This window comes from Facklamia lactis (assembly GCF_015863205.1).
Lineage (GTDB): Bacteria > Bacillota > Bacilli > Lactobacillales > Aerococcaceae > Facklamia > Facklamia lactis.
Genome location: NZ_JACBXQ010000002.1, coordinates 304,707 through 330,692, shown reverse-complemented (window position 1 = coordinate 330,692; position 25,986 = coordinate 304,707). Strand labels below are relative to the sequence as shown.

General features: G+C 35.5%; 29 protein-coding genes and 1 pseudogene. 21 read left to right on the top strand and 9 right to left on the bottom strand.

The features are described 5' to 3' along the window. Positions 1 to 101: 101 nt before the first annotated feature. Entirely contained in the window at positions 102 to 1,040 is a 939-nt protein-coding gene (locus HZY91_RS04550) for a linear amide C-N hydrolase (protein ID WP_197115083.1), read from the top strand. A 13-nt stretch (positions 1,041 to 1,053) separates the two neighbouring features. Then, positions 1,054 to 2,058, top strand: coding sequence for a hypothetical protein (locus tag HZY91_RS04545; protein ID WP_197115082.1), 1,005 nt, complete (start codon positions 1,054 to 1,056; stop codon positions 2,056 to 2,058). Positions 2,059 to 2,205: 147 nt separating this feature from the next. On the opposite strand, the gene HZY91_RS04540 is transcribed toward HZY91_RS04545, so the two are convergent. After that, positions 2,206 to 2,907 carry a B3/B4 domain-containing protein gene (locus HZY91_RS04540; protein WP_197115081.1) on the bottom strand — a complete coding sequence of 234 codons (702 nt, stop codon included), beginning with the start codon at positions 2,905 to 2,907 and terminating at the stop codon, positions 2,206 to 2,208. Between the two features lie 186 nt (positions 2,908 to 3,093). On the opposite strand from HZY91_RS04540, the gene HZY91_RS04535 reads away from it, so the two are divergent. The 3 genes from HZY91_RS04535 to HZY91_RS10955 are packed head-to-tail and all read left to right on the top strand — an operon-like array spanning position 3,094 to position 3,937. Next, entirely contained in the window at positions 3,094 to 3,381 is a 288-nt protein-coding gene (locus HZY91_RS04535; RefSeq protein ID WP_197115080.1) for a DUF1905 domain-containing protein, read from the top strand. A 45-nt stretch (positions 3,382 to 3,426) separates the two neighbouring features. Then, positions 3,427 to 3,819: a GNAT family N-acetyltransferase gene (locus HZY91_RS04530; RefSeq protein WP_235991610.1), complete on the top strand. Its 393-nt coding sequence runs from the start codon at positions 3,427 to 3,429 to the stop codon at positions 3,817 to 3,819. Continuing rightward, complete coding sequence (locus HZY91_RS10955) at positions 3,743 to 3,937, top strand: GNAT family N-acetyltransferase (RefSeq protein ID WP_328751922.1); 195 nt, start codon at positions 3,743 to 3,745, stop codon at positions 3,935 to 3,937. Before HZY91_RS04530 ends, HZY91_RS10955 begins: the two co-directional genes overlap by 77 nt. Positions 3,938 to 3,976: 39 nt before the next feature. Here HZY91_RS10955 and HZY91_RS04525 read toward each other — a convergent pair whose 3' ends face one another. Beyond that, positions 3,977 to 4,870 carry a ZinT/AdcA family metal-binding protein gene (locus tag HZY91_RS04525; RefSeq protein WP_197115079.1) on the bottom strand — a complete coding sequence of 298 codons (894 nt, stop codon included), beginning with the start codon at positions 4,868 to 4,870 and terminating at the stop codon, positions 3,977 to 3,979. Between the two features lie 312 nt (positions 4,871 to 5,182). Between HZY91_RS04525 and HZY91_RS04520 the strand changes: the two genes are divergently transcribed. The 5 genes from HZY91_RS04520 (at position 5,183) to HZY91_RS04500 (ending at position 8,719) form a co-directional block, all read left to right on the top strand. Further along, entirely contained in the window at positions 5,183 to 5,656 is a 474-nt protein-coding gene (locus HZY91_RS04520) for a ribonuclease domain-containing protein (protein WP_197115078.1), read from the top strand. A 9-nt stretch (positions 5,657 to 5,665) separates the two neighbouring features. Beyond that, entirely contained in the window at positions 5,666 to 5,926 is a 261-nt protein-coding gene (locus tag HZY91_RS04515) for a barstar family protein (RefSeq protein WP_197115077.1), read from the top strand. 388 nt (positions 5,927 to 6,314) lie between these two features. Next, positions 6,315 to 7,445 (top strand): radical SAM family heme chaperone HemW, encoded by a 1,131-nt coding sequence (hemW, locus tag HZY91_RS04510; protein WP_197115076.1) that lies wholly within the window; start codon positions 6,315 to 6,317, stop codon positions 7,443 to 7,445. A gap of 65 nt (positions 7,446 to 7,510) precedes the next feature. After that, positions 7,511 to 8,266: a class I SAM-dependent methyltransferase gene (locus HZY91_RS04505; RefSeq protein WP_197115075.1), complete on the top strand. Its 756-nt coding sequence runs from the start codon at positions 7,511 to 7,513 to the stop codon at positions 8,264 to 8,266. 129 nt (positions 8,267 to 8,395) lie between these two features. Continuing rightward, entirely contained in the window at positions 8,396 to 8,719 is a 324-nt protein-coding gene (locus HZY91_RS04500; protein WP_197115074.1) for a hypothetical protein, read from the top strand. 32 nt (positions 8,720 to 8,751) lie between these two features. On the opposite strand, the gene HZY91_RS04495 is transcribed toward HZY91_RS04500, so the two are convergent. Beyond that, complete coding sequence (locus HZY91_RS04495) at positions 8,752 to 10,032, bottom strand: ClC family H(+)/Cl(-) exchange transporter (protein ID WP_197115073.1); 1,281 nt, start codon at positions 10,030 to 10,032, stop codon at positions 8,752 to 8,754. Positions 10,033 to 10,490: 458 nt separating this feature from the next. On the opposite strand from HZY91_RS04495, the gene argH reads away from it, so the two are divergent. Together argH and HZY91_RS04485 are read left to right on the top strand one after the other, a co-directional pair. Beyond that, entirely contained in the window at positions 10,491 to 11,870 is a 1,380-nt protein-coding gene (gene argH / locus HZY91_RS04490; protein WP_197115072.1) for an argininosuccinate lyase, read from the top strand. Between the two features lie 15 nt (positions 11,871 to 11,885). Continuing rightward, positions 11,886 to 13,109, top strand: a complete 1,224-nt coding sequence (locus HZY91_RS04485; RefSeq protein WP_197115071.1) for an argininosuccinate synthase — start codon at positions 11,886 to 11,888, stop codon at positions 13,107 to 13,109. 24 nt (positions 13,110 to 13,133) lie between these two features. Here HZY91_RS04485 and HZY91_RS04480 read toward each other — a convergent pair whose 3' ends face one another. Then, positions 13,134 to 13,625: a hypothetical protein gene (locus tag HZY91_RS04480; RefSeq protein WP_197115070.1), complete on the bottom strand. Its 492-nt coding sequence runs from the start codon at positions 13,623 to 13,625 to the stop codon at positions 13,134 to 13,136. A gap of 270 nt (positions 13,626 to 13,895) precedes the next feature. On the opposite strand from HZY91_RS04480, the gene HZY91_RS04475 reads away from it, so the two are divergent. The 6 genes from HZY91_RS04475 to HZY91_RS04450 all read left to right on the top strand — a co-directional run bounded on the left by HZY91_RS04475 (position 13,896) and on the right by HZY91_RS04450 (position 19,101). Next, positions 13,896 to 14,465 carry an HD domain-containing protein gene (locus HZY91_RS04475; RefSeq protein ID WP_197115069.1) on the top strand — a complete coding sequence of 190 codons (570 nt, stop codon included), beginning with the start codon at positions 13,896 to 13,898 and terminating at the stop codon, positions 14,463 to 14,465. Between the two features lie 11 nt (positions 14,466 to 14,476). Beyond that, complete coding sequence (locus tag HZY91_RS04470; RefSeq protein ID WP_197115068.1) at positions 14,477 to 14,866, top strand: hypothetical protein; 390 nt, start codon at positions 14,477 to 14,479, stop codon at positions 14,864 to 14,866. Between the two features lie 247 nt (positions 14,867 to 15,113). After that, complete coding sequence (locus tag HZY91_RS04465) at positions 15,114 to 16,031, top strand: magnesium transporter CorA family protein (protein WP_197115067.1); 918 nt, start codon at positions 15,114 to 15,116, stop codon at positions 16,029 to 16,031. Positions 16,032 to 16,107: 76 nt separating this feature from the next. Further along, positions 16,108 to 17,409 carry a hemolysin family protein gene (locus HZY91_RS04460; RefSeq protein ID WP_197115066.1) on the top strand — a complete coding sequence of 434 codons (1,302 nt, stop codon included), beginning with the start codon at positions 16,108 to 16,110 and terminating at the stop codon, positions 17,407 to 17,409. Between the two features lie 130 nt (positions 17,410 to 17,539). After that, positions 17,540 to 18,223, top strand: coding sequence for a response regulator transcription factor (locus HZY91_RS04455; RefSeq protein ID WP_197115065.1), 684 nt, complete (start codon positions 17,540 to 17,542; stop codon positions 18,221 to 18,223). Next, positions 18,220 to 19,101 carry a sensor histidine kinase gene (locus HZY91_RS04450; protein WP_197115064.1) on the top strand — a complete coding sequence of 294 codons (882 nt, stop codon included), beginning with the start codon at positions 18,220 to 18,222 and terminating at the stop codon, positions 19,099 to 19,101. The genes HZY91_RS04455 and HZY91_RS04450 overlap by 4 nt, the downstream gene beginning before the upstream one ends. Before the next feature lie 48 nt (positions 19,102 to 19,149). On the opposite strand, the gene HZY91_RS04445 is transcribed toward HZY91_RS04450, so the two are convergent. Both HZY91_RS04445 and HZY91_RS04440 read right to left on the bottom strand, forming a co-directional pair. Beyond that, positions 19,150 to 19,926 (bottom strand): DUF2705 family protein, encoded by a 777-nt coding sequence (locus tag HZY91_RS04445; RefSeq protein WP_197115063.1) that lies wholly within the window; start codon positions 19,924 to 19,926, stop codon positions 19,150 to 19,152. Next, positions 19,919 to 20,848 (bottom strand): ABC transporter ATP-binding protein, encoded by a 930-nt coding sequence (locus HZY91_RS04440; protein ID WP_197115062.1) that lies wholly within the window; start codon positions 20,846 to 20,848, stop codon positions 19,919 to 19,921. The genes HZY91_RS04445 and HZY91_RS04440 overlap by 8 nt, the downstream gene beginning before the upstream one ends. Before the next feature lie 165 nt (positions 20,849 to 21,013). Between HZY91_RS04440 and HZY91_RS04435 the strand changes: the two genes are divergently transcribed. After that, positions 21,014 to 21,556, top strand: a complete 543-nt coding sequence (locus HZY91_RS04435) for a GNAT family N-acetyltransferase (protein ID WP_197115061.1) — start codon at positions 21,014 to 21,016, stop codon at positions 21,554 to 21,556. A gap of 230 nt (positions 21,557 to 21,786) precedes the next feature. Here HZY91_RS04435 and HZY91_RS04430 read toward each other — a convergent pair whose 3' ends face one another. Together HZY91_RS04430 and HZY91_RS04425 are read right to left on the bottom strand one after the other, a co-directional pair. Then, entirely contained in the window at positions 21,787 to 22,098 is a 312-nt protein-coding gene (locus HZY91_RS04430; RefSeq protein ID WP_197115060.1) for a PadR family transcriptional regulator, read from the bottom strand. After that, positions 22,082 to 22,639: pseudogene (locus tag HZY91_RS04425) on the bottom strand (DUF2812 domain-containing protein). Before HZY91_RS04425 ends, HZY91_RS04430 begins: the two are co-directional and overlap by 17 nt. Positions 22,640 to 22,836: 197 nt before the next feature. Here HZY91_RS04425 and HZY91_RS04415 point away from each other — a divergent pair. Further along, positions 22,837 to 23,379, top strand: coding sequence for a DUF1697 domain-containing protein (locus HZY91_RS04415; protein ID WP_197115057.1), 543 nt, complete (start codon positions 22,837 to 22,839; stop codon positions 23,377 to 23,379). Positions 23,380 to 23,471: 92 nt separating this feature from the next. After that, positions 23,472 to 24,950, top strand: coding sequence for an LPXTG cell wall anchor domain-containing protein (locus HZY91_RS04410; protein WP_197115056.1), 1,479 nt, complete (start codon positions 23,472 to 23,474; stop codon positions 24,948 to 24,950). A 77-nt stretch (positions 24,951 to 25,027) separates the two neighbouring features. Here HZY91_RS04410 and HZY91_RS04405 read toward each other — a convergent pair whose 3' ends face one another. After that, positions 25,028 to 25,801, bottom strand: coding sequence for an IclR family transcriptional regulator (locus HZY91_RS04405; RefSeq protein ID WP_197115055.1), 774 nt, complete (start codon positions 25,799 to 25,801; stop codon positions 25,028 to 25,030). Between the last annotated feature and the right edge of the window lie 185 nt (positions 25,802 to 25,986).

The following is a 25,986-nucleotide window of genomic DNA, read 5'->3' as shown; positions in this document are numbered from 1 at the left end:
AAATAGTAATAATGAGTGAAGGTCTTATAAGGGGAGTCCTTTGCTCTTTTTCGGTATAATAGATGTAATTGAATTATGAAAGAGAGGGAGGAAGGGTTACGATGTGCACAGGAATTAAAATGGATTACCCAGAATCGTGCGTTTTGGGGCGCACTATGGATATTGAGGCTCCTGTTGACTACAACGTCATCTATCAACCTCGAAACTATCCTTGTGCAGATAACTTATTAGGTGGGAAGCATTTGTCCCGCTATCAAATAATGGGAGTAGGATTTCGTAATCAAGATCCTTTAAAAGATGGCATTAATGAGCATGGATTAATTGGAGTGACGAATGATTTTGGAGGTTTTAATTTATTTGCTTCTCAAGCGGATCCGGATAAAACCAATCTTTCGAGTTATCATTTTATGAATTATGTTTTGGCTAATTTTCGATCGGTGGAAGAATTACTTGAAGCACTTCCACAGTTGCATTTATCTAGTCATGATTCCCAAGGAAATAAAGTCATTGCCCCTGACTTTCATTTTATGTTTGCGGATAGTAGTCAACGGTGTGTGGTCATAGAACCCTATCAGCAAACTTTAAAAGTGTATGCAAATCCATACAATGTTATGACGAATTCTCCAAAATTTCCATCTCATGAAAAGTATCTTCTGGATCTGTTTGATCTTCAAAATTTAGATGATTTTAATGGAGCAAAGGCTTTACCTGGTGGTTATGATCCTAAATCGCGTTTTGTTAAGGCTTTCTATCAGAGTCAGAATTCCTTAGTTCCGGAAGATAGTCAAACTGCTTTAGGATATTTGTTTCGTGTTTTATCTGCTGTGGCACTGCCGCAAGGTTTTATTAAAAATCAAAAGTTCCATTCGATTACTTTTACGCAATATATTAGTGCCTATGACGGTCAGGATAAAAGTTTATATATACAAGCTGTGGATAATCCAATTGTCTATCGCTTGGCTTTCGAGGATATTGATGATTTAACGAAACGGCAATCATTCTACCTGGAAGAGAACTTTATGAGTCAAAATTTGAATTAACTTGGAGGCATGTATGAATTATTGGACGTTAGGATTGGGAATCATTTTATTATTAGCGGTTATCATTGATTTGTGCTGGACGACACTTTGGGTAGACCGTGGGGCAGGTCCCATCACCAATAAAATAACGGATATCATTTGGGGGCTCTTTCGTCAGCTAGATCGCAAAGGGAATGGAGTCTTGGGATTGGTAGGCCCCGTCATCCTCTTAATAACGCTAGTCATTTGGGTGGCGATTTTATGGTTCGGTTGGACCTTAATTTTTGCTTCATTTGAAGGAGGAGTAGAGAACACTGCTAGAGCAGATGCCATTACGATGGTTGATTATCTATATTATGCAGGTTATGTTATTTTCTCTCTTGGGAATGGAGAGATTACCCCTACAAATGGAACGGTGCAACTATTAACATCATTGGGGTCTGCTTCAGGTATGTTAAATCTATCCCTTGCCGTGTCATATGTTTTATCGATTGTAGATGGGGTGGTTAAGAGAAGAACTTTTGCGAGTAGTATTTCAGGTATGGGATCGTCCGCTGAAGAGATCGTCATTGCGGCATGGGATGGAAAAGAATTTCATGATTCAGATATTATTTTTCATTCATTAGCGGAATCATTAGGAGAAATTGCATTCGCTCAGAAAGCTTATCCTTTACTTAATTATTATCATTCTGTGGATAAGAAGAAGTCTATTGCATATACGCTTCCTATTCTGGATGATGCGGTTAGTTTATTAGATATCGGTGTGGCCAATAAGGAAACGATCAATCCCTTGTTAATGAGGAGTATTCGGTCTGCTATTGATGATTACATGGAGTCTATTTCAAAAAAAGCTGAAAAAGATTATCAAGATACCGCACAATTATCTGAACCTGATTTGAGCCTTTTGGCGAAGAAAGGAATTAAAGTCATTCCTCAAGATGATTTTAATCAGTCGATAGCGCCAATGGTAGATCGACGAAGAAAAATTGCGAACATGCTAAAAGTTAATTGGCCCAATGAAGAGAAGCTGGGAAATTGATGGTGTAAATCTAGACCGAAAAAAGAGTTGGCCAGTTGAAAAACTGGGCAACTCTTTTGTAGGGCGCTCTCTTGCAAGGTGGATGTTCAGAATGTTTATCGTTTTTTAAAAACAAATAATTTATGCTACAGCCTCTTAACTGTGTCTTTAATTCAATGGATATGAAGGGTTTTCTTTGGTTAAGAGGGTACAACTTGTTTCTGCTCCTGTATATTTTTCTAAGCGCTTAGCTAGTTCATCGATTGCAGCCTTTACTTTATCATGACCTGATGCATCATTTGCCTCTATAACGAAGACAGCATCTGTTGTCTGTTCAGTTAACATGGTGCGTACCGATTCACGCCAATTCCAACAGCGACAGATGGCTCCCGCTTCATCTTTATAGACCACTTCACCAGGATAAGGAGGTTCACTTTCGTCACTTCCATAAGTAATGAATTCTTCGCCACCTTCTGCAAGAGTTAATTGCATATCGCCTTGGAAAGTTGCGATATCTTCTCCGCCACAGGGAACACCATACTCTAAGGAGATTGCATTATAAATATCAACAAGCGGACTGATCGAACCAACGCCTTTACCTTGCTGCACTCGTTTAAGCAAGGCTTCGATAGAAGAGCGGGCTCCTTTTTTAGTTTTGAATTTACGAAATGCTTGGCGCCAGTTATCTACTACTTCGTTCTTACTGAATTCTTCATGGGTTATGAACACCTTAGCCTTGTCATGGGCCAGTTCAAGCAAGTCTTGAATTTCTTGAGAGTTATGCTGATTATCGACATTTTGAGCATGAATAATTCCGATCGCTGCCTCTGGGAAAAGGTTCCAAAAATCTTCTTTAGCAGTTATTTTCATTAGAAATCACATCCTTAGATTTATTAAAGCTAGTATAACATATAGGTGGAAAATCTAATAATAAGTATCTAATTTGTAACGTTGATTATTTTAAGTAAATTTTTTATTTATTATCTATTATTCCAAATTTTATTTTTGTTGTTAGAATGAAGATATCTTATAAAAATCTTCTAATGGGGAGTTAATATGAAAGCCAAATTATATGAATTTGAAGCGGTGATCCAAGCGGTTCCTGATAAAAATGGAGCCTATGTTGTTTTTCCTTATGATATACGACAGGAATTTAATAAGGGACGAGTTAAAGTACATGCAACTTTTGATGGAGAACCCTATGAGGGTAGTATTGTGAATATGGGATTAAAAAATTCGGATGGAACGATCTGTTATATTATCGGTATACGTAAGGATATTCGGACTAAAATTGGAAAAAAAGCGGGGGATACTATTAACGTTACTATTCAGGAACGTGTCTAAAGATTTGACGTGCAATCATTATTCATGAGAGTGAGGAGAGAATAGTTGGAATTAATTCGTCCAAATGAAAAGTGTTTATTTTCATATGCTGAGGCTTTAGCGGAAGATTTAACTCATCGATTAAATGAAAACACCATGTTTGATGATCCAGAAAGTGTGATTGAAAGAGTGAAATTTTTTGAGACGAGTCAAAATTTGCCCGCAGGATATGTTAATCAAACAACATTTTGGTTAGTGTCAGACTCGCTCTTTATTGGCCATATAAAAATAAGACATCGATTAACTTCCGCATTATTGAAATATGGTGGCCACATTAGTTATCAAATTCGATATTCAGAATGGGGGGAAGGGATACGGTACTATGATGTTAGCGTTAGCTTTAGACTATTGTCGAGCTGTGCTACATTTAAAAAGTGTGTTAATTACTTGCGACGATGATAATCTAGCTTCTGCTCATGTTATAGAGAATAATGGAGGGATCTTGCAAGATAAGTTAATGAATGAAGAACAAGGAAAAAATGTATTAATTCGAAGATATTGGATTGATTTAGATTAAAACAAGTCAGCATTTAAATGCTGACTTGTTTATTTATTATTAATGATTTAATTGATCGACTAGAATTTCATCTGCTGTCCATTCTGTTGGATAGAAAGTAGGCCAATTATCCATTTCTTTTAATAGTTCTTGATGAGATTCATTTGAGAAGAAAATATGAAAATGCGTTAAATCCTCGGTTGGGGAAATGTTATGGTCAGAGAATTGAATAGACTTAGGCGCTTCTTCATCTCCTTCTACTTTAGTAAATAGAAATCTTACTCCACGGTTGCCTTTTTCATATTCAAGAATTTCATAACCAGTATATTCATATTGACCTGTTGAGTTCTTGTCACCTTTTTTGAAAGTAATTTCATCTTTTGTGATTGTTAAGTGATCGACATCAGAGGCATAGCCTGTTAAATAATATTCTTTGTATTCATCAGCTGTTTTTTCGCCTGATTCTGCTTTTTTCTCCATGACCATATCGAGTGTTCCATCTTCTAAATAGGGAAGAACAGATTGCCAATCACCCGCCCACTCTTCGAGTGAACGATCTTCTACTTGATCATTTTCAAAGTAACCAGCATGAATGTTATGAGCTTTTTCATAGGCTTCAGTTACCTCAGGGTGTGCGGCTAAAAATTTATCAGTGGCAGCAATTTGTTCTTCTGTGAGTTCACTGATTGGAATCGTGTGGAAATGATCACCATGAGCCATGATATAATGATCGTCTTCTTTTTTGACAACATTTTCAACGGTGAACTCAAATTCGTGATCATGATGATGTTCTTCATTATTGTGCTCCTCATGTTCTTGGTGCTGATGCTCATGCTGATTGACATCTTCGGTTGAAGACTCGGCAACGATAGGAGTAAGAACAGACGACAACTGTAAGCTGAGTCCTCCAATAATGAAGGGGGCTAATAGGCTAGGAATTAATTTCTTTTTCATAAAACAATCTCCTTTAATAGTAATTATTACTCTTTGTATGTTATCATAATGTTTTGAGAATGCAAGTAGAAAATAAAAAAATTATTATGAGGAACAATGATTTATATTCTTTTTGTTCTTTTAGAGAGGTTTTGAAACATAATAAAATCAAATTTTGTGATGGATAAATTGAATTAAGTAACCTTCGGGGATACTGCACCATATTTCCAGTTTCAAATGCTTTTTTTAGCGATTGAAATAGATGTATATGATATGATAGGGAAAGTATTGGTATTGATGGAAAAGGGAGCTAATAATGAAAAGGAGGAAATGATGTTCAATAAAGTGAAGAAGTTGTTTACTATTGTATTAATAGGAAGTATTTTCTTCTTGGCAGGATGTTCTGAATTAGAAGTGATCTTAGAAGAAGAGTTAACTCCACCAAATAGTCAATTAGAGTCGTCAGTAGGGCATGTAGAGGAGATTATAGAAGGTGAATATTATTATGAAGTTGATAAAGTGGCTGAATATATTCATCTTTATGGAGAATTACCAGCAAACTATATTAGTAAATCTGAAGCAGAGAAAATGGGTTGGTCAACTGCAGATAAAACATACGTAGTTGGAGGCGATCAGTTTGGAAACCGGGAAGGTAAATTGCCAAAAGAAACAGATAGACGATATTATGAAGCAGATATTCAAGCAGGTTATACCGATCATCGAGGGCCAGAACGATTAGTTTATTCAGATGATGGATTAATTTATTATACTGATGATCACTATGATTCATTTGAGCAATTGTATTAGGAGGAAAACATGTATCAATTAAATGGAGAGAATTTTACAGATAAGGAAACGGCCTATCAAGTTATAATTAAGGGTCTTAACTTACCTGCATATACTGGACACAATCTTGATGCTTTATGGGATGTTATGCAAGACCAGGATTATTTAAGGATTGAAATTGATAATGCGAGAGCGATTATTGATCATTTAGGAGAATATGGGCGTAATTTATTAGATTTATTGGGAGATATTCATAATGAAACTGATCATCAAATTGTGATGTATTGGTAATCATATGAGGATATTAAAGAGTCTATGATATTAGTTATTTTTTGAAAAGACGATCAATCATCCGAACTTTTACCTCGTAAGAGACCGTCTTACAAAAGAGTTGGCCATTTGAAGAACTGGCCAACTCTTTTTTTGGTCTAGCTTTACTAGGCCTTGTCTAAGCAACCAGTCGCTTAGACAAGGCAAGTTACGTAGATCTTCTTTTGTCTTGTGAGTGCAAACATTCGATGATTGTTTTGAAAAACATTATGACTTTTTTCTCCGTATTCATTCGTAAATATTGAAATGATGAAAAAAATAATAAACTTATGCCACAGCCTCTTTAATTATTTGGTGAGAAAGCTATAATAGGAGCAGTGTATGGTGAGATTAGGAGAGGGGTGAAACCATGAAGCATACAATTGGACTCTATATTCATATTCCTTTTTGTCAGAAAAAATGTCACTATTGTGATTTTTTAACTTTTGTCGATCAAGATGATCAAATTGAGGAGTATATCCAGTACTTAGTCAGAGAAATTAGCCTTTATGGTTCTCAAAATTACGCATTAGATACTATTTATTTTGGAGGAGGAACACCTTCTTATATTTCAGCAGATCAAATGACGAGAATTATGCAAGCGGTCTATGAATATTTTGAGGTTTTACCAGGTTGTGAAATTTCGATTGAGATGAATCCAGAATCGGTCACAGAAGAGAAAGTGACTTGCTATCTTGAGAATGGCTTTAACCGTTTTTCGATGGGGGTTCAATCTTTTGATGATAGAACGCTTCGAATGATGGGGAGGCTTCATGATGAAAAAACGGTATTTAACAAAGTAGATCTATTGAGAAGATTGGGAATACAACGGTTAGGGATCGATTTAATGTTTGGAAATCCCAAGCAGGATATGCAGGTTCTTGAAAGAGATATAGACTGTGCTTTATCACTACCTATTAATCATATTTCTTATTATTCTCTGATGATAAAGGACAATACTCCTTTCCAACGTTGGGTTTTAACTGGCCAGATTAAAATTTTGGAAGATGAAGTGGAGCGAGAGATGTATCATTATATTCAGAGCCGATTAATTGAAAGTGGTTTTGACCAATATGAGATTTCTAATTTTGCTAAGGTTGGAGCAGAAAGTCGCCATAATAAAAAATATTGGAAATTAGAGAATTATATTGGAGTAGGTTTAGGCGCCTCTTCTAATATAGATTTGATACGTTTTGCCAATTATCGTCGCTTTAAAGACTACTTTGAGAAGATTGATCAAGGGGAGTTCCCGATACAAACATCAGAAAAGATGAATCGGGAAGAACGGGAAAAAGAATATATTATGCTTAATTTGCGTCTTTTAAAGGGGTTTAAAGTCGCGGATATTAATCAACGATTTGGCATTGATTTTACTTCGAAGTATGCTGAGGTATTACAGAAGCATCAAGCTTTAGGAGTGATTGATTACAATGAAGAGCAAGTTCGATTTACCAAGTATGGTTTAGATATTGGCAATCAATTTTATTTAGATATTCTGTAAGTGCAGGGGCAGAGAAAGTGGTGTAGAGGTCTTGTGCTTGTTAGTCAGTTATGGAGGTAATTAAGATGGATTATACTAAAATCAATGCAGAGACTATCGACCGATGGGTAGATGAAGGTTGGCAATGGGGGCAAGCGATAAGTCGTGAGGCATATCAACAAGTGAAGAATGGGGAATGGCAAATGCTTTTGACCCCTACTAAAGCGGTGCCTAAGAATTGGTTTGGTGATTTAAAAGGGAAAAAAGTTCTAGGTTTAGCTTCAGGAGGGGGGCAACAAATGCCCATTTTTGCCGCTTTAGGAGCCGATGTGACGGTGTTTGATTATTCTACTCGTCAGTTAGATCAAGAGCGCTTGGTTGCAGAACGTGAAGGCTATTCGATCCGTATTATTCAAGGAGATATGACAAAACCTTTACCATTTGAGAATGAAACGTTCGATTTGATTTTTCATCCTGTTTCAAATTGTTACGTGGAAGAAGTTCTTCCAATTTGGCAGGAATGTTATCGGATTTTAAAAGTGGAAGGAGTTCTTTTATCTGGTTTGGATAACGGAATTAATTATCTGGTAGATGAGCAAGAAGAAAGGATTGTTCATTCACTACCATTTAATCCAATACAGGATCCCGAGCAAATGAAGTTTTTACAAGAAAATGATGCAGGTATTCAATTTTCACATACTTTAACTGAACAGATTGGTGGACAGCTTCAGGCAGGATTTGTGCTAATCGATTTATATGAAGATACTAATGGAGAAGGACGTTTGCACGATTTAAATATTCCTTCTTTTTGGGCTACGAGAAGTCTTAAAGTGAAGCATTAAAATAATTAAGTTTTTGTTAGTAAGATGGTAGAGTTTGAATAAGATACTAACTCTCTATATTTTCAGTCTTAGGGCGGATTAGAAAGTTTGCTTCACTCGTTATAATATATTCAAAAGGAGATGACACAAATGCAAGCTTTTACAAAATATATACAAAATTTAGATCGAGAATTCTGGATTTACAATTATCTTGCTGCTTTTATTTTTTGGGTATTTTCTGATAATGCGGGTTCTATGTTATTATTATTTCCGCTGGCGGTCGCTATTATTAAATTTATTATCACTTTCTATGTGAATCAACCTTTAGATCAGCGCTATGTTGGTTTTTATCCGATGGATAAGGATCCTTTAAAAGTGGTGGTAGCAGTGCTGATAAACGCTATTATCTTTGCTGCAAGTATACCTGTTACTATCATTGGGTTAATCTATCTCTGGTGGAAAGAACGTCCATAATAGATAATCAATATTTGAAAAGGCAATCGATTTTATCGATTGCCTTTTTTGGTTAGGGTAATATCCAATAAACTTTCGTAAATGGGTTCGCAACCCAAAAACTCGGCTGTTATTACAGCGGTATAACTTGCGATCGCAATGGGTAATAGCCATGGTAATGGAGAACCTGTCATTTCAATAATGAGGATGATGCCTGTTAAAGGGGCTCTTACTATGGCGGCGAAATGACTACTCATAGCAAGAATAACGAAATACAAAATGGCATCATGATTGATAAGCCCAAATTCAAAAAGTATACTGCCATAAATATTCCCTAATAACGCTCCTAATGCCAATAAGGGAAAGAAAATTCCGCCCGGTAGTCCTGAACCAAAAGCTAGTAAAAGTAGAAACCATTTGATCAATAAAAAGAAACATAAGATCTGGATGGAAGGGTTCTCTATCAGAGGCAATAGTATCATATTTTCCCCTGATCCAAAAAATTGTGGCTCTTTTAATAAGATGATGGCGGTTATTAGAAAGGGGAGGGTATGCTTTACCCATTTTGGTAGTTGCCATTGACTATATACTTGGTTGGCTTTAAGAATAGAAGCATTGAAAATGATACCTGATCCTCCAAGTAGAATACCCAAAATGATTGACCAAATAGGAGAAGGCGTTTCGATTCCATGATAAACGGGAACGGTTAGTGATGGATGGCTACCCAAGATAAAATTAGAAGTAAGGGAAGCTAAGATAATAGTTAAGGCAGTATAGATAAAAGAAGTTCGACTTGATTTATGAAAGAGTTCTTCATAAACAAAAATAATGCCAGAGAGAGGAGCATTGAAAGCGGCAGCCATTCCTCCTCCAGCAGCTCCAGCTATTAAGAACTTACTTTGTTCTTTAGAACTTTTTGAAAGACTTGCCATTCCCTGTCCAATGGCTGCGCCGATTTGTACAGAGGGGCCTTCTCTCCCTAAAGTTAAACCTGATCCAATGGCTGCTAGTCCACCAATAAATTTGTAGATTAAAACGCTGTACCATTTTTGTTCTAGTTTGTTCTGAATTTGTCCAGAAACCTGAGGGATACCAGAACCACTGATAAAGGGTTCGCGATCGAGAGCAAAACTAGCAAGCATTGCTAAAAGAAGAAGTAGGCCTATAAAAAGGAATCCAAATAAAATTTGATGTTCACTTTTCATTAATAAGTGATGGCTGAGTCGAGCGATGTAAGGAATGCCTAAACGGAATGTAGATATAATAATTCCTGTAGCTATCCCAGTTAAAGCGGCTATTCCTAAATTTTTACTATCAATTATTGATTGTTTCATATTCATTCCTCCTATTCTATTGTAGGAGGTTTTAGGATCAGCTTCAAGGCAATATTTGGTTTTTAAATTAAAAAAAGATTAAAATAATTGCTTGACTTATCGAAAAACTGCTTATATAATGTGTCCTAAACATTAGATCGAGGAAGCAAAGAGTAATTGAGTGAACGACTTTACAGCAAGGGATAGATGATGAAAGGTCCTAAGTCATAATTCAATGAACCGCATTGCTGAGATGGTTGAGCGAAAGAAATTGGAGTTTAATCCGCAGATGCCTGCGATATCAAAGAGAGTTGTCGATAGAGTTATTTCTCTATCCGCAAATAGAAGTGGTACCGTGGAGCAAATCCGCCTTCTTTAGAGAAGGCGGATTTTTTGTATTTTCTAGATGCAATGTAAAAAGAAATACTGATTTAATACTCAAGCAAATGGATCTAAAAAATAGTTAAGGAGAGTGTAAAATGGCAATCTGGTCCAATAATTATCATCAGCCTATGACAAATAGTGCCTTTCAATTTAATCAATCAATAACGATTGATGACCGATTATTAACTGCGGATCTCAAAGGGTCAATCGCTCATGCAAAGATGTTAGGGGCACAGTCTATTCTCGACAAGAATGAAGCAGCAACGCTTGTTCAAGAATTAGAAAAAATGTTAAGCCAGTATCAAAAAGGAACTTTAGAAATTGATTATTCTGAAGAGGATATTCATTCTTTTATTGAAGCAGAATTGATACGACGATTGGGTAAGATTGGTAAGAAAGTCCATACAGGTCGCTCGCGAAATGATCAGGTTGCAATTGCTTTAAAAATATACACGCTAGAAGAAATTTTGGAGTTAAAAAAACTCATCTTAAAGGTCATTAAAGCATTATGTGAGAAAGCTCAGGAGCATCTACACACTGTTATGCCAGCCTATACCCACCTACAGAGAGCGCAAGCAGTGACTTATGGACATTATTTAATGGCTTATGTTGAAATGATGCGAAGAGATGTAGGGCGTTTACTGGATTTAGAAAAAAGAATTCAAGAAGGCATGCCTTTAGGTTCAGGAGCATTAGCCACTTCTACCTTTCCATTGGATCGAGAATATATGGCAGATGAATTGGGTTTCACGAGTCCTTCATTAAATTCAATTGATGGAGTGAGTGATCGAGACTATTCGATAGAAATGCTAGGGGTCTTATCAACCATAGTCATGCATTTGTCGCGCTATGCTGAAGAGACTATTCTTTGGACGAGCCAAGAGTTTCAATTTATCCAATTAGCAGATAGTTATTCTACGGGATCTTCCATCATGCCACAGAAGAAAAATGCGGATGTTCATGAATTGATACGAGGGAAGACAGGCCGTGTTTATGGAGATTTGATGAATGTGATGATTATCATGAAGGGTCTTCCTTTGGCTTATAACAAAGATATGCAGGAGGAGAAAGAAGCGCTTTTTGATGCGATTGATACCGTCAAGTTAATCTTAAGCCTAATACCTGGAGCCTTAGAAGCTTCAAAAATTAATCAAGATAGAATGTATCAAGCAGCTAATGAAGGATTTTTAAATGCAACAGACTGTGCTGATTATTTAACATCTAAGGGTCTTCCCTTTAGAGAAGCCTATCAAATTACAGGAAATATTTTAGCTTATTGTCATGAACAAGAAAAAACCTTAGAAACCCTTAATTTAGCAGAATACCAGAAATATAGTGACTTGTTTACATCTGATATTTATGAAGTAATCGATCTTACAAATTGTGTCTATCGTCGTCGGGTAATGGGAGGACCTGCTCCTGAGAGAGTTCAAGAGCATATTGATTGCGTTACAAAATGGTTAAATCAATTATAGAAAGAAGGATCTTTTATGAAAAATAATTATAAGAAAATTTTATTAGCATATTCGGGTGGTTTAGATACATCGGTTATTATTACGTGGCTAAAGGAAAATTATCCTGGTTGTGAAGTGATAGGGATGTGTGGAGATGTGGGACAACATGAGGATTTTGAAGCATTACAACACAAAGCGATCTCTTGCGGTGCCAGCAAATTATATATAGAAGATTTAAAGAAAGAATTTATTACGGACTATATTTTCCCAGCTTTGAAGGCAAACGCTGTATATGAGAGAAATTATTTACTAGGAACAGCTTATGCACGGCCTCTGATTGCTAAAAGAATGGTAGAAATTGCCCATAAAGAAAAGTGTGATGCCATTGCCCATGGTTGTACGGGGAAAGGAAATGATCAAGTGCGTTTTGAAACAGGTATACGGGCTTTCGACCCCAATATGCCAATCATTGCACCTTGGCGGGAATGGGAACTAGTGTCCAGAGAAGATGAAATTGAGTATGCAGAAAAACATCACATTCCCTTGTCAATTACACGCGAGACCAATTATTCTAAAGATGAAAATTTATGGCACTTATCCCATGAAGGACTTGATTTAGAAGACCCGAGCCAACAGCCAAAATATGAACAGATCTTAGAATTATCAAAATCACCCCAAGTAGCCCCTGATCAGTCTACTTATTTATCGATTGAATTTGAGAAAGGGATTCCGATTGGATTGAATGGTCAAAAAGTTGAGCCAATAGCTTTGATAGAGATGCTAAATGAGATTGCGGGAGAGAATGCCATTGGCATTAAAGATGTAGTTGAGAATCGTTTGATTGGAATGAAATCGCGTGGTGTTTATGAGACCCCTGCAGGCACTCTACTTTACCATGCCCATCAAAAATTAGAAGAGATTTGTTTGGACCGAGATTTATCGCATTATAAGGAAATCGTAGCACATCGGTATGGGGAGTTGGTTTATAATGGTTTATGGTACAGCCCATTACGGGAAGCTCTACAAACTTTTGTGGACTATAGTCAAATGACAGTAACAGGTAGCGTAAAGCTTGAACTGTACAAAGGAAATATTATTGATGCAGGAGTTGTAAGTCCATATTCTTTATATAGCGAAGCTTTTGCGACCTTTGATGAAGATGAAGTGTTTGATCACACAGATGCAGAAAGTTTCATCAAAATCTGGGGCTTATCGCAAACCGTACGTGTCATGTTAGAAAAAGAATATCTTAATCAATAAAAAAAAGACCATTTTGGTCTTTTTTTATTGATTAAGATTTAGAGGGCCTCTATCGATTTGAATGCCGGCATCTTCTAATAGTTCGATAATTTGAGGTTCATCGGATTCATGAAATAGCTGCTCAAAAAAAGAAAAGTGAGTTTTACCAAGCAGCTTTATTGCTTTCTTTTCGGGAACATTTGTTAAAACGATTCGCTGGAAGTTACTGAATTTTCGATTATTGACGATCGAGAGACCACCATTAAAAAATATGAAGGAGGATGAAGTTAATCCTCCTGTAAATAAACCGGAGAAATATAAAATAGCGATCGATAAAATAATAAGAAAATTCCAGTTGCTATGGGAAAACCGAAAAATTATTAAGGTGAAAATGATAAGTGTCAAAATAGGAGCCCAAATAAAGTGGGCTGTTCTTTTCTCGTAGACAATAATCTTTCGACGAAAAGAGAGGTTGTACAAAGTTCCGATGATAGAGAAGATCATAATGATGACAAGTATAATTTCTTGATAGGTCACTGTCACAACTCCTTCCTACTTAATGCTTTAATTATAGTAGAAGAAAGAACGGATGAAAAGGTTTTCTTGAAGAAGCTAAGCTAGTTCTGGATGAGGATTTAAAGTTAACGATGATTTAAATCTCAAACGCTATTTATTCAGCAATCTATTAATGACTAGTGTTGTTCAATTTTAAAAAAAGTATTGTAATGATATGAATGATGGCGTTTTCATAAGGGGTGAGATATAATAGAGTAAGAAATGATAGAGGTAAAGTGAGAGGTTGCGAAATTGAATAATAGAGATTTGATTAATTTTATGACAATGATTGAGAAACTTAAATGTCAAACGCGTCATAGTTGGACTTCCTCGGGGCGACAAGAAAGTGTGGCAGAACATAGTTGGAGAGTAGCTGTAATGGCTTTGATAGTGGCCGAGAATTTCCCCAGAATTGATTTAACAAAATTATTAAAAATGTGTTTGCTTCATGATTTAGGGGAAGCAGTGACCGGCGATATACCCGTTTTTGAAAAAACAGAACAAAATCAGGTGACCGAAAAAGAAGCTATTAAGTTCATCTTATCTTCTTTGCCAGATAAAATGGCGAGAGACTTTCAAGATTTATTTGATGAAATGGAAGAAATGACAACGGAAGAAGCCCAATTAATGAAAGCTTTAGACAAGTTAGAAGTGCTGCTCTCTCATAATGAAGCCCTGATCGAGACATGGATACCAAAAGAATATTCACTTAATTTGGTTCATGGTGACCAGTATGTTGAATATTCTGATTATTTAAGTGGTTTGAGGGAGGAGATTCGACAAGATACGATCCAAAAGTTAAAGTCAGCTAATAAAATTTAAGGAAGGTGCTTTTGATGAATTTTAACCGTTCAGATTGGGTTCGTTATGCCATTGTCATGATTCTGATCACCCTGTTTGCGATTCACACATGGGGTGATCAAAAGGAAAAAATGAACCATTATTTATTTGAACAAGAAACGTTTCTTTACTACGAAGCTAAAGGACATGGCTATGAGGGAGAAAAAAATAAAGATTCAGTTATAGCATTTTTAAATCAAAAACAGAAGGTAGATAATTTTTCATATGAAGAGCAGTCCAAAATTTCAGCTGCTCAGTCAGCCATGATGTTATCTCCTACTTTATTAGGGCTCAAAAAAGCTTTAATCTTGTTTTTGTTTTTAATAATTCCATATCATGTTTTTGAATATTTTTTAACCAAGCCTTCTTATCATCGCTATTGATTATCGTATAGTTACTTTATTAATCTCTTAAGAGCATACTTTCTCAAGATGCTTTTAGGGGATCTTTTCTATTCATAGAAAGAATGAGCAAACGAGTCAGCTTTACCTGAAAGTAAGGCAAGACTTATATGAGACTTATGATTGTTGAGTCATGGTATGTGCGCTATCATTCAGGTGTTATTCAAGACTTTTTGTGGATAAAATGTCATAATATTGTTGAAATAATGATAAACGGAAGAGTGAGAAGATGATAGACCAAATAAAAGTAGATAAAATAAAAAAATGGGTAGAAATTGTCTCTTATCATGACGAGGAAATAAAAGAATATAGCCGTCAGGTTGGAATCCCCAATGATTTCATGTCAGGTGTTAATGATCCTTTTGAGATTGCTCGAATTGAGGAACTAAGAGATTCGGAAGGGCAACTACTTACCCTTGTATTATTACAATATATTGTGCCAGTAACGGGACAACATGATTATCGGGAATACAAAACGAATGCCATTGCGATTATTCAAAAGGATGATATGGTTATCACTGCCTTAAGAGAAATTCCTGAGATGCTGACTGATTTATTTGCAGATTTCAAAGCATCAAAAGACTATTCTTACGAAGAAATGGTGATGCGTATTTTCTGGAAAGTTCAATGTGAGTGTGTCAATGTATTGCGGTGGATCCATGAAGAAGTAGAAGATATGCAAGGCGATATCGAACATTCTTCTCAAAACCAAGAATTATACCGGTTAATGTCACTTGATAAGAGTCTTGCACGTATTAAGACAGCGATTCAAAATAACCGAAATGTATTAGAACAACTCACTAAAAAAGAGCGCTTTCAAGATCTTCCTTCTTTGAATTCGCTGATGCATGATATATTAATTGAAAGTTACCAAGCAGAATCAATGGCGGATGAAGGCATGCAAATCATTGATCAATTAAGCGATATTTTCTCTAATGTTATTTCGAATAATTTAAATAATATTATGAAAGTTTTGACCTCTATCACCATTGTATTAACCATCCCTACCATTATCGGAGGAGTCTGGGGAATGAATGTTCCCGTTCCGTTTGAACATAATGAATGGGGGTTTGCAATCACTGTTATTCTTACAGTGGTTATCAGTGTTGTGGTCTTGATTTGGCTAAAGAAGAAGGGGTACTTATAACCAAGGGCTCTTTTGCTTTGTTGCCATATCCTAATTTGATATTATAAAACTATTAACCAATTATAAGGAGTTTTTCATGTTAACCCCAATATTATTATTAATTATTTTCACTTTATTGAATGGCTTTTTCTCTGGTTCTGAAATGGCTTTTATCAGTTCTGATGAAAGTAAACTACAAAAAGCAGCTCATAACGGGAATAGTGGGGCGAAGTTGGCCTTACAATTATTTCGCAATCAAGACAGAGTGTTAGCGGTGGTTCAGGTCGCTATTACTTTAATTGGAACTTTAAACTCTTCATTTGCCACGAGCGGACTCTCTCAATTTATTTCACCCTATTTAGGTGAGAAGGGTGCAGGGATTGCTATTTCCTTGATTGTTACCTTGTTAACTTTAGTCTTTGGAGAGTTATTACCTAAATCGATAGGACAAGCGATTCCGGAAAAATATTCGAAATTTTCTGCTGTTTTTTTAAATATTATTTATACTATTTTTAAGCCGGTTGTTTGGTTTTTGACAAAGGCATTAGCCTTTTTTCAGTCACTCTTACCGATTGATTTTTCTAATCAAGATGATAAATTAACGTTTACTAATATTAAGGAAATTGTGGTCAAGGGTGGGAAAGATGGTGCCTTAGAAAGAGAAGAAGTGAGTATGATGCAAGGGGTCTTAAAATTAAACCATAGTAATGTAAGAGAAATTATGGTTCCTCGTAATCGGGCAGAAATGATTGATATTACCAAAGAGGCTGAGCACAATCATGAAGTGATAGTGAACTCAATTTATTCGCGGATACCTGTTTATCAAGAAGACAAGGATAATATATTGGGGGTGTTACTCGTAAAAGATTATCTCAGGGTTGTTTCTATGCGAGATGATTATTTAGATGTAGATTTAACTGACTTAATGATTGATCCCTTAAATATTCCAGAAACATTATTGTTGGATGATCTTTTCCGGAAAATTCAGCAGACAAGTAGTCATTTGGCTATTGTAAAAGATGAATATGGTCAAACGGTAGGAATTGCCACCTTAGAAGATATTATTGAGGAGATTATGGGTGAGATTTATGATGAGTCTGATACTGTGCGTCATACTAACATGGTTCAGCAAGTGGACGATTGCACTTGGCTGGTCAAAGGACTAATGAATCTAAATGATTTCAATGAATATTTTAAGACCTTATTAAACAGTTATGAAGTGGATACAATCGGGGGTTACTTTACTTTAATGTCAGAAATCGTGCCGAGTCAATCAACGATTGGGACACAATTAGAGATTAAGCACTATAGACTTGAGTTGTTGGAAGTCAATGAAGTGACCGTAAAGCAGTTAAAAGTGACAAAATTGACAGAAGACATTGAGGAGCGGGACTCGTAAAAGGGGTCTCGTTTTTTTGTAGAAGCAAAATATGGGATCCTATTTGTATAAAAGCTTGTTATAATTAAATAAAGAGAGTAATCATTGAACTCGGAAAATCAGAAAAAATAATAGAGAGTTGGGGAATAGGATGCCTAAATTATTAGTTGTCGAAGATAATAATGATATAAATAATTTGCTGAAAAGTTTCCTCCAAGAAGAGTATGAAGTCACACAAGCTTATTCTGGAACCGAAGCACTTAGCCTATTTAAGAATCAAGATTTTGATATAGTCCTTCTAGATATTATGTTGCCTGGTAAAGGAGGAGACGAGGTCTTAGCTGAAATCCGTCAAGTAAGTACTGTTCCAGTGATTATGTTAACCGCAATCGGTCACAAAAAAACAGTAGCCACCTACTTAATGAATGGAGCGAATGATTACATTACGAAACCGTTTGATGAGGATGAGCTTAAAGCTCGGCTTCAAGTTCACTTGAGAAATAGTCCTAATGGACATCAGGGGGTCCAAAAGTTAAGGTGTCGACAATTGACTTTGGATGAAACGAGCTATGAGATTGTAAGTCCTCGGGCAAGACAATCACTACGCTTAAAAGAATTTGAGATATTAAAGATTTTGTTCCAAAATCCTAAACAGGTTTTTACAAAAGAAAAACTCTACGAACTAGTCTGGCAAGAGCCTTACTTACCTGGCGATAATACTTTAAATACTCATTTAAGTAATCTTCGTAAGAAGATTAAAGCGCTTGATCCTGATCATGAGTATATCGAAACTATTTGGGGACTTGGTATTCGATTGAATGGGGAAAAAGAATGAGACTGATTATTCTACTACTAGTTTTATGTGTTTTTATTTTAATGGGGTACATTTGGAGTTTACATTCAAGTCTTCAGAGAATTTATCGCGATATTCAACGTAAGAAAATTCAGGATAGTAATACTCAACTAATGAATCCCTCTCAACATCGCTCGTTAGACTGTTTAATAGATGAATATAATGATCTTTTCCAGCAAAGAAAAGGAATTAGGTTACAGTTTCAAAGGGAGAGAAAAATTCTAGAACAGACCTTGCACAATGTTAGTCACGATATTAGAACGCCCTTAACTGTTTCTTCAGGGATTGTTAAGCAATTATTAAAAAAAGAACCTGACCAAGAGTCATTATTAAAGGTTCAAGAAGCCTTGCAGAATATTTCTATTCGACTAGAAGAACTCTTAGAATTTCAAAATCTATTAGAACACAATGTGAAGGCGGAGTGGGAACAAGTGGATTTATCGCATTTGTTAACCGAGCAATTATTTACTTTTTATGATTTATTAACTCGTGAACATTTTGAAGTGGAGATAGATATTGAAGAAAGAATTGTGTTTACTTCTGACTCTGACCTAATAAATCGAATCTTACAGAATGTGATAGGCAATGTGTTGAAGCACGGTGAGAAAAGGCTTGAAGTAAAGCTAAAAAGAGAAGCAGAATGGATTGAGCTGAGAGTGATTAATCAGTCGAAACAAACTATTAAGCATATTGAAAAACTAACTCAGCGCTTTTATACGGAGGATATGTCAGTTAGTGAGAAATCGTCAGGTTTAGGGTTGTATATTACTCAGGAGCTTGTGGAAATGACAGGTGGGTATTTATTTTTAGAATATGTAAAAGACTGCTTTATTGTGGTGATTCAGTGGCCGAATTTATAGAAACAAAAGCGTGACTAATTCGCATTTTCCGGAATTAGCCACGTTTTGTTATAAAGGTTTACGCTTAAAAAGAATAAGTGATAAGATACTTGCTACCAAGAATGTTACAAAAGGGTAGAACATAGAGTTTTGCCAAAAAGATGTTTGTAAATTGATTGACCAAGCTTGGTCAATATTTGTTTGAAGGTTGAAGTAGGCTAGCCAGTCTTTTTGTAGGAACATGGCCATAATGGCTAATATAATCGGGGAAGCAACCGCAACAATAACGGCTCCAACATTTGAAAAGAGCCAGTAGAGAACCACCATGGACAGAGAGAAAACGGCTAGAATGTTGATGTATTGAAAGCTGAGCACCTGTCCAAAATGTGACCAAAAGTTGCTATCAAGCTCGCCCCATCCGTTTCTTATCCCTCCTATTAAGAAAGCAATGGTATAGTAGGTTACTATTTCTAGTAGTAAAACAAAAGCAAAAATCATTAGTTTAGAGAGGAAATACTCTGTACGACTAATACCAATCGTTAGGATATTCTTGTAGGTGTTTCGTACTAGATCAAAGCCAATAATCATGACGAAAAGCGGCAATCCAAGATAAATGAGAAGACTGGTTGTATGAGAGGATTGTTTCATTGCTACTTCGGCTGTCCAAATTATATTCTCGATTACATGATTGGCTTCTTCTGGAGAAGCGTCCGAAACAATCCCTATTGATCCAACTGCTTCATTTATAATGACCATGAGCTGATGAAGCATTAAGATAAAAAGTGTTATATAGAAACCTCTACTTTTAAAAAGACGAAAAAGGTCTGCTTTCAATGAGTTAATCATTTTGTCCCTCCTCAGGAGTATTGATTAGATCAGTAAAGTAATCTTCTAAATTTTGTTTAGAATAGTGGATTCCATTAATTTCTATGTGGTTTTTAACCAAATAATGAATGATTTGACTTACTTGGTGAGATTGACCAAAAATATGAAGTAAGTTCTGGTGAATGACTTTGATCTTTAGATTCATTTTATCTTGGATAATATGACTGGCTTTTTCAATGTTAGGAGTTTCAAGGACAATAAAATCTTGACTGAGATGTTCAAATTCTTGCTTAGAAATTTCTCGAATCAGCTGCCCTTGATCGAGAATGCCAAATCGATTAGCAACTTGATAGAGTTCACTCAGAATATGGCTGGAAATAATAATGGTCATTCCTTGCTCTTCTTGTAATCTTTTGATTAATCGACGGAATTCAACAATGGCTAATGGATCCAAGCCATTTATGGGTTCATCTAGAATCAAGAGGTCTGGTTTAGAGAGAATTGCAATGGCGATTCCTAATTTTTGTTTCATACCTAGAGAGAAGTCTTTAAATTTTTTGTTTTGGGTGTTGGAAAGGTTAACTAATTCTAAGGTTTCTTTGATACATTGTTTGGGATGGACTATTCCTCTGAGCTGGCAGTAATAGTTCAAGTTATCAGCAGCTGATAGATGATCATAGGCTGCTGGAGTTTCGATGACAGATCCTGTGAATTTTAAAGCTTGTGTTAATTCTTTTTGGTTTTGGGAGCCAAATAATTGTATATTTCCTGTACTTGGATGAATAAGTTGGGTAATCAGTTTGATCAGGGTTGTTTTTCCTGCTCCATTTTTACCGATTAAGCCATAAATATCTCCTTTTTTGAGGGTTAAAGAAACATCTTTTAGGGCATAATTGTGGTTGTATCTTTTTGTGAGATTGTTAATCTGTAAGACAGTTTCCATTTTTAAACTCCTTTTTAATATTTTATTGATAGTTTGATCTTATCAAGTGTTTTTCAATGAAATCTTAATTAATTATCAATAGTTTCTAAATTCGTGTTATGATTTTTCTGATATAAAAAGCCGTAAGAGCCGTAAATATGATAGAAAAGATGAAGAGGTGAGCGCATGTTGACATTTAAGTTACCTGAATTTCAAGATGAAAATTATTTACTCGAGTTCTTAGAAACATATCCTAATGATGGATCATGGATTGCGGGGACAAACTCTCTTAATCGTTATCAAAATAATCTTAAGCAATGGATTCAAGAGATGCAAGACTATGCTCAGGGGAATAACCTCCCTGCGGGTCGCGTCCCTCTTTTGCAGTATCTGGCGTTTGCAGATAGCAGAATAGTAGGACTTGTTAATTTGCGTTTATCATTGAATGACTATTTGCTTCATTCTGGGGGACATATTGGTTATGTCGTCCATCCCCACTATCGTCAACAAGGAATTGCATTTGAACTTTTACAATATGCATTAGGAGTGGCGCAGGATAAAGGAATAGACAAAGTATTGGTGACATGTGCCGATCATAATATAGCCTCGGCAAAAGTGATTGAAAAGGCTGGAGGACAGCTGGAAGATAAGCGATTGGTTAAAGGTGTCTGGGTAAGACGTTATTGGATCGATAATAAAAATGATATTAAAAAATACTTTCTTATTTGAGTGGGAAAATAAATGGAGCAAGTGTAGATAGGAATAAAGAGCGGGGGAATTGAAAATTTTATAAAGTTTCGACTGTCTGTTTAAAATGATTGTAAGGTCTAAAAATAAACGTTTTTTGTAAAACTTTTAAGCGTCAGTTTGTCTAATTCTATATCTTTGGAGAAGGTGGTTTTATATATACTAAATAACAGCATCCCTCAATTAAAATGATGACTTGAGGGATGCTGTTATTATTGTATGTTTTGATAGACACGCTTAATTCGCATGATTTCTTTTTCTAGATAATATCGGCCTAAGTCAGTGAGCGTATAGTATTTGCGGTTCTCTTCTAACTTGGTTTGTTGAATCAAACCATCTTTTTCAAATTTTCCTAAGCTGCCATACATGGTTCCGGCGCCTATGTGGACCTCCTCATTGGTCAATTCAAGAACTTCTTTTGTAATATTATAGCCATGGTTTTCTTTTTTTAAATTGAGCAAGATATAGAAAGCAGTTTCGGTCATAGGCGCATATTTCTTATCTAATTTATTTTTGTTGGTCATGATCAACATCTCCAGTGAACTTACGTTTGAGTCTGAAATAATCAAAGATTAAAAAAACTAAGATTATCAGATAAATCCAAAAAATTGAGTCAAAAATATTAAAAAGGGCTAGAGTGAAATGTGATTCAGGATCTAAACCTGAGAGGACGAGAAGATAAAATATAACATATAAACAAATAGGTATAAATCGTTTCCATAATATTTTATTAAGATGATCAAGCTGAGATTCTTTGTCGGTATAAAAGTCTTCTGATTGTTGATCATCTTTAGACCTGCGAAAGTAGGAATATTCAAGGAAGGTTCCAACATATTCCCAACCATAATCTTTCATGAGCTAGATATAATTAGCTTAATCATCGATTTTGCGGTTAAATTCTAATTTATAAGTCATTTCTTCAGGAGAACGTTTACTAAAAGTGTAAATAGTTGGGAAACTTATTTCTTCAAAAACATACCCTTTACGGTGCATATCTGCCAAGAATTTTTCTTCTAAATCATATTGAAAAACATTGTAAAAACGACAACGAATAATCGTTTTCATTGAAATCCCTCCTGTTTAGTATATCGCATCTCGATCTATTTGCTTATATTGTATCACGATATACATCGCATTACAATGTATGTTGTGTATTAAAAACTTAATAATTTCTCCTTGCTTTAAAAGATGTATCTGGTTTGGTTATCAATTTGTGATACTGTATATTGAAAATATACAATTAATTGAATAGGGGGCTCTTTATGTATTATGTTTTGTTGTTAAGAGGAGTCAATGTAGGGGGAAAACATAAAGTGGTCATGAGCGAACTCAAAAACTCTTTGAAAAGTTTAGGCTATCACCGTGTCTCTTCTTATATTAATAGTGGCAATTTATTTTTTTATTCAGAGAAGGATAAAAAGATCTTGAGGAATGAAGTTACGATCTTCTTACAATCTACCTATGAATTTTCCATTCCTTTTGCTTTGTATGAGCGGGAAGAATTACTGAATCAGAATTTAAACCTACCTGATTGGTGGCAAGCTGATTTTGCTCGTAAGGATGTATTGTTCTATACAAATGACGATCAAAAAATGGCCATGCAAGACTTTGTTGAAGAAATTAAATTGAATGAAGAAGCAGTATACATAGGAGAATACGCAACTTTTTGGGCTAAACAAAATGAAGCATCATTTTTTAAAACGGCTTACCATCAGAAATTATTAAAAGCACCTCTTTATCCTCACATTACAATTCGGAATGGCAAAACCTATACAAAAATTATTCAACTTTTAAACGAAGATTGATCACTGAAAAACGGATACAAATTCGTTTTTAGGGCATATTTTCTTCACACTTAAACGTTATAATTTATTTAAGTTAAGAGGAGGAATTAAAAATGAAACGTCAATTATTTAGTCTATTATCTGCAAGTGCGCTTGTCTTATCAGCATCATTAGTGGTGCCGTTATCAAATTCTATTGTACCAGTGCAACCTATCTACGCTCAAACTGAAACGAGTCCAGAAGAGAGTACCACTACAACTGTTGTAAATGGGGAAGAAACAACGGAAGAAGCTCTTGATTACGATGTTTTGCGCCAAGGATTAATTGAGGCTACTCCTATGACTCAGGAACAGTTAGACCAATTGACTGATGAGGATCTTAAGGCGGTAACGGAGGATATCCAAGCGACAGTTCCAACAGGAGGAGATATTGGAACCGTTTATGATTGGTTACTTAAAGCTAAACCGGAAGTTTTTAGTCCTGAAGTGACGCGTATTCAAGAGGCGCTAATCGATGGCCAAGGATTAGTAGCAGAAGAAGTTCAAGAAATTGAAAGTTCTACTCTTTTATGGAAAGAATATATGATCTTTGAAGAGAATCATCGAGAAGATATTAAAGCTTTAGCAGATGAGTTAGTCGCTCAGGGATTAGCTAGTCGAGAAGAAACTGAGATTGATGATATTCGTTCAGTACTGCTTAGTGATACACCTATTACCCAAGCCCAATTAGATCAAATTGATGATCAGATTCTAATTGATTTATCTGAAGAAGTGAATCAAAATGGAGGAGATCCTGCTACTGTTTTTGATCGATTATTAGAGACGTATCCAAAAGTATTTGAAGATGAAATTGAGCGAATTCAAACAGAATTAATTGACCATCACGACTTAGATGAGGAAAGCTTGAAAAACTTAGAGTCTTCTATTCTCTTATGGAGAGAATTCGAAGTGTATGAAGAGAACGATAAAGAAGATTTTGAGACTTTAGCGGATCTCTTGGTGAAAGAAGAAGGTGTTAAATTAGCTGAAGAAGACAAACCTACTGATGATTCAGCTGCGATTCGTAAGGAGTTAATCAATGGGACGCCTATCACGCAAGGACAATTAGATCAATTTTCTGATGAACAATTAGACAATGCGATAAAGGATATTATGGAGAACTCTGAAGGGGGCGATCCTAGTGCTCTATTTAATAAATTATTAGCTGATTATCCAGAAGTCTTTCAATCAGAAGTCGATCGCATTACAAATGAATTAGTCAATAAACATGGTTTAAATGCGGATGAATTAGCAGAATTAGGAAGTCAAATTCTATTATGGGAAGAATTCATGATTTTTTCTGACCATAATAATCAAGAAAACTTTTCAGCCTTGGCGGATCGTTTAGTGAGTGAATATCAATTAACGAGAAAACAACCAGATAAAGTGATTGTTGAAACAACAACTTCTCGTGTTGACGCTGAAACCAAGCACCCGACAGCTATCTTACCAGATACTGGTGAAGAAAATACTGGCTTTTTAGTGATCGTGAGTATGGTGGTAGGAGCTATTGGTTTTGTATTATTAAGAAAAAAACATCGAACAGTTAAGTAAAAAAGATTTAAAATGAAGTGCCCCTTGTATCTATACTTTGATACAAGGGGCACTTCATTTTTTATGTTTTTATTCTATTAACCATCCCAGCCTAATAATTCTGAAGCAATTTTACTTCCATTGACGATAATTTTTATCAAATTTGGGAGTTTATTTTGTTTTAATCGCGAGGTAGGAGCTGCCATTCCGATGGCACAAACGACTTCACCATCAATATTAAAAACAGGTGCAGCAATTGAAAAATTATGATAGGTATATTCTTCCATACTTACGGCGTAACCATTCCGTCTAATTTTGAGTAGTTCTTTTTCGAAGAGTATGGGATTGGTGATCGTATGTTCGGTATAGGCATCTAATCCTTCTTTTTTAATTTCATTTATTCGGTTTGAATCTCCATATGCTAAGAGTACTTTTCCAGAACTAGTAGCATGTAAAGGATTTGTCTCTCCAATATCTATTTTTGTATCTGCATAATAAGGGCCCACATATTTCATTAAATAGACGAGTTCTTTTTCGATTATGACGGCAAGATGAGCGCTTTCTTTCGTTTCAGATACAATTTCGTTGAGCACAGGTCCCATTTCGCGATAAATTTCATTTGAATTAGCAAATATCCCACCTAAGGTAAGGGTCATTTTACCTAAGCGATAGCCAGCACTTTCTGTATCCTTAGTTAAAAAGCCTTCTGCTGCTAAGGTTTTGACTAAACGACTGGCTGTTGACTTAGAAACATTCAATTCTTTTGCTATATCATTCACCCTTTTGACAGGTTGTGAATGAGAATAACTTTTCAATATTCTTAATGCATTTGAGACCGAATCTAAGATTCCGCTATCTTTTTTTTCAGTCATATTTACCTCCTGTTGTTTCACATAAAGGGACAATACAGTTTGGAAACGCTTAACCAAGAAAAATAAAAAGGCTTCAAAAAACATGATAATAAAAACGTTTACATTGGTTATTATACCTTATTGTGATAAAAAAATCTTTGATTAAAATAAAAGTTCTGTTAAGCGGGAATCAAACTATGAAAAGG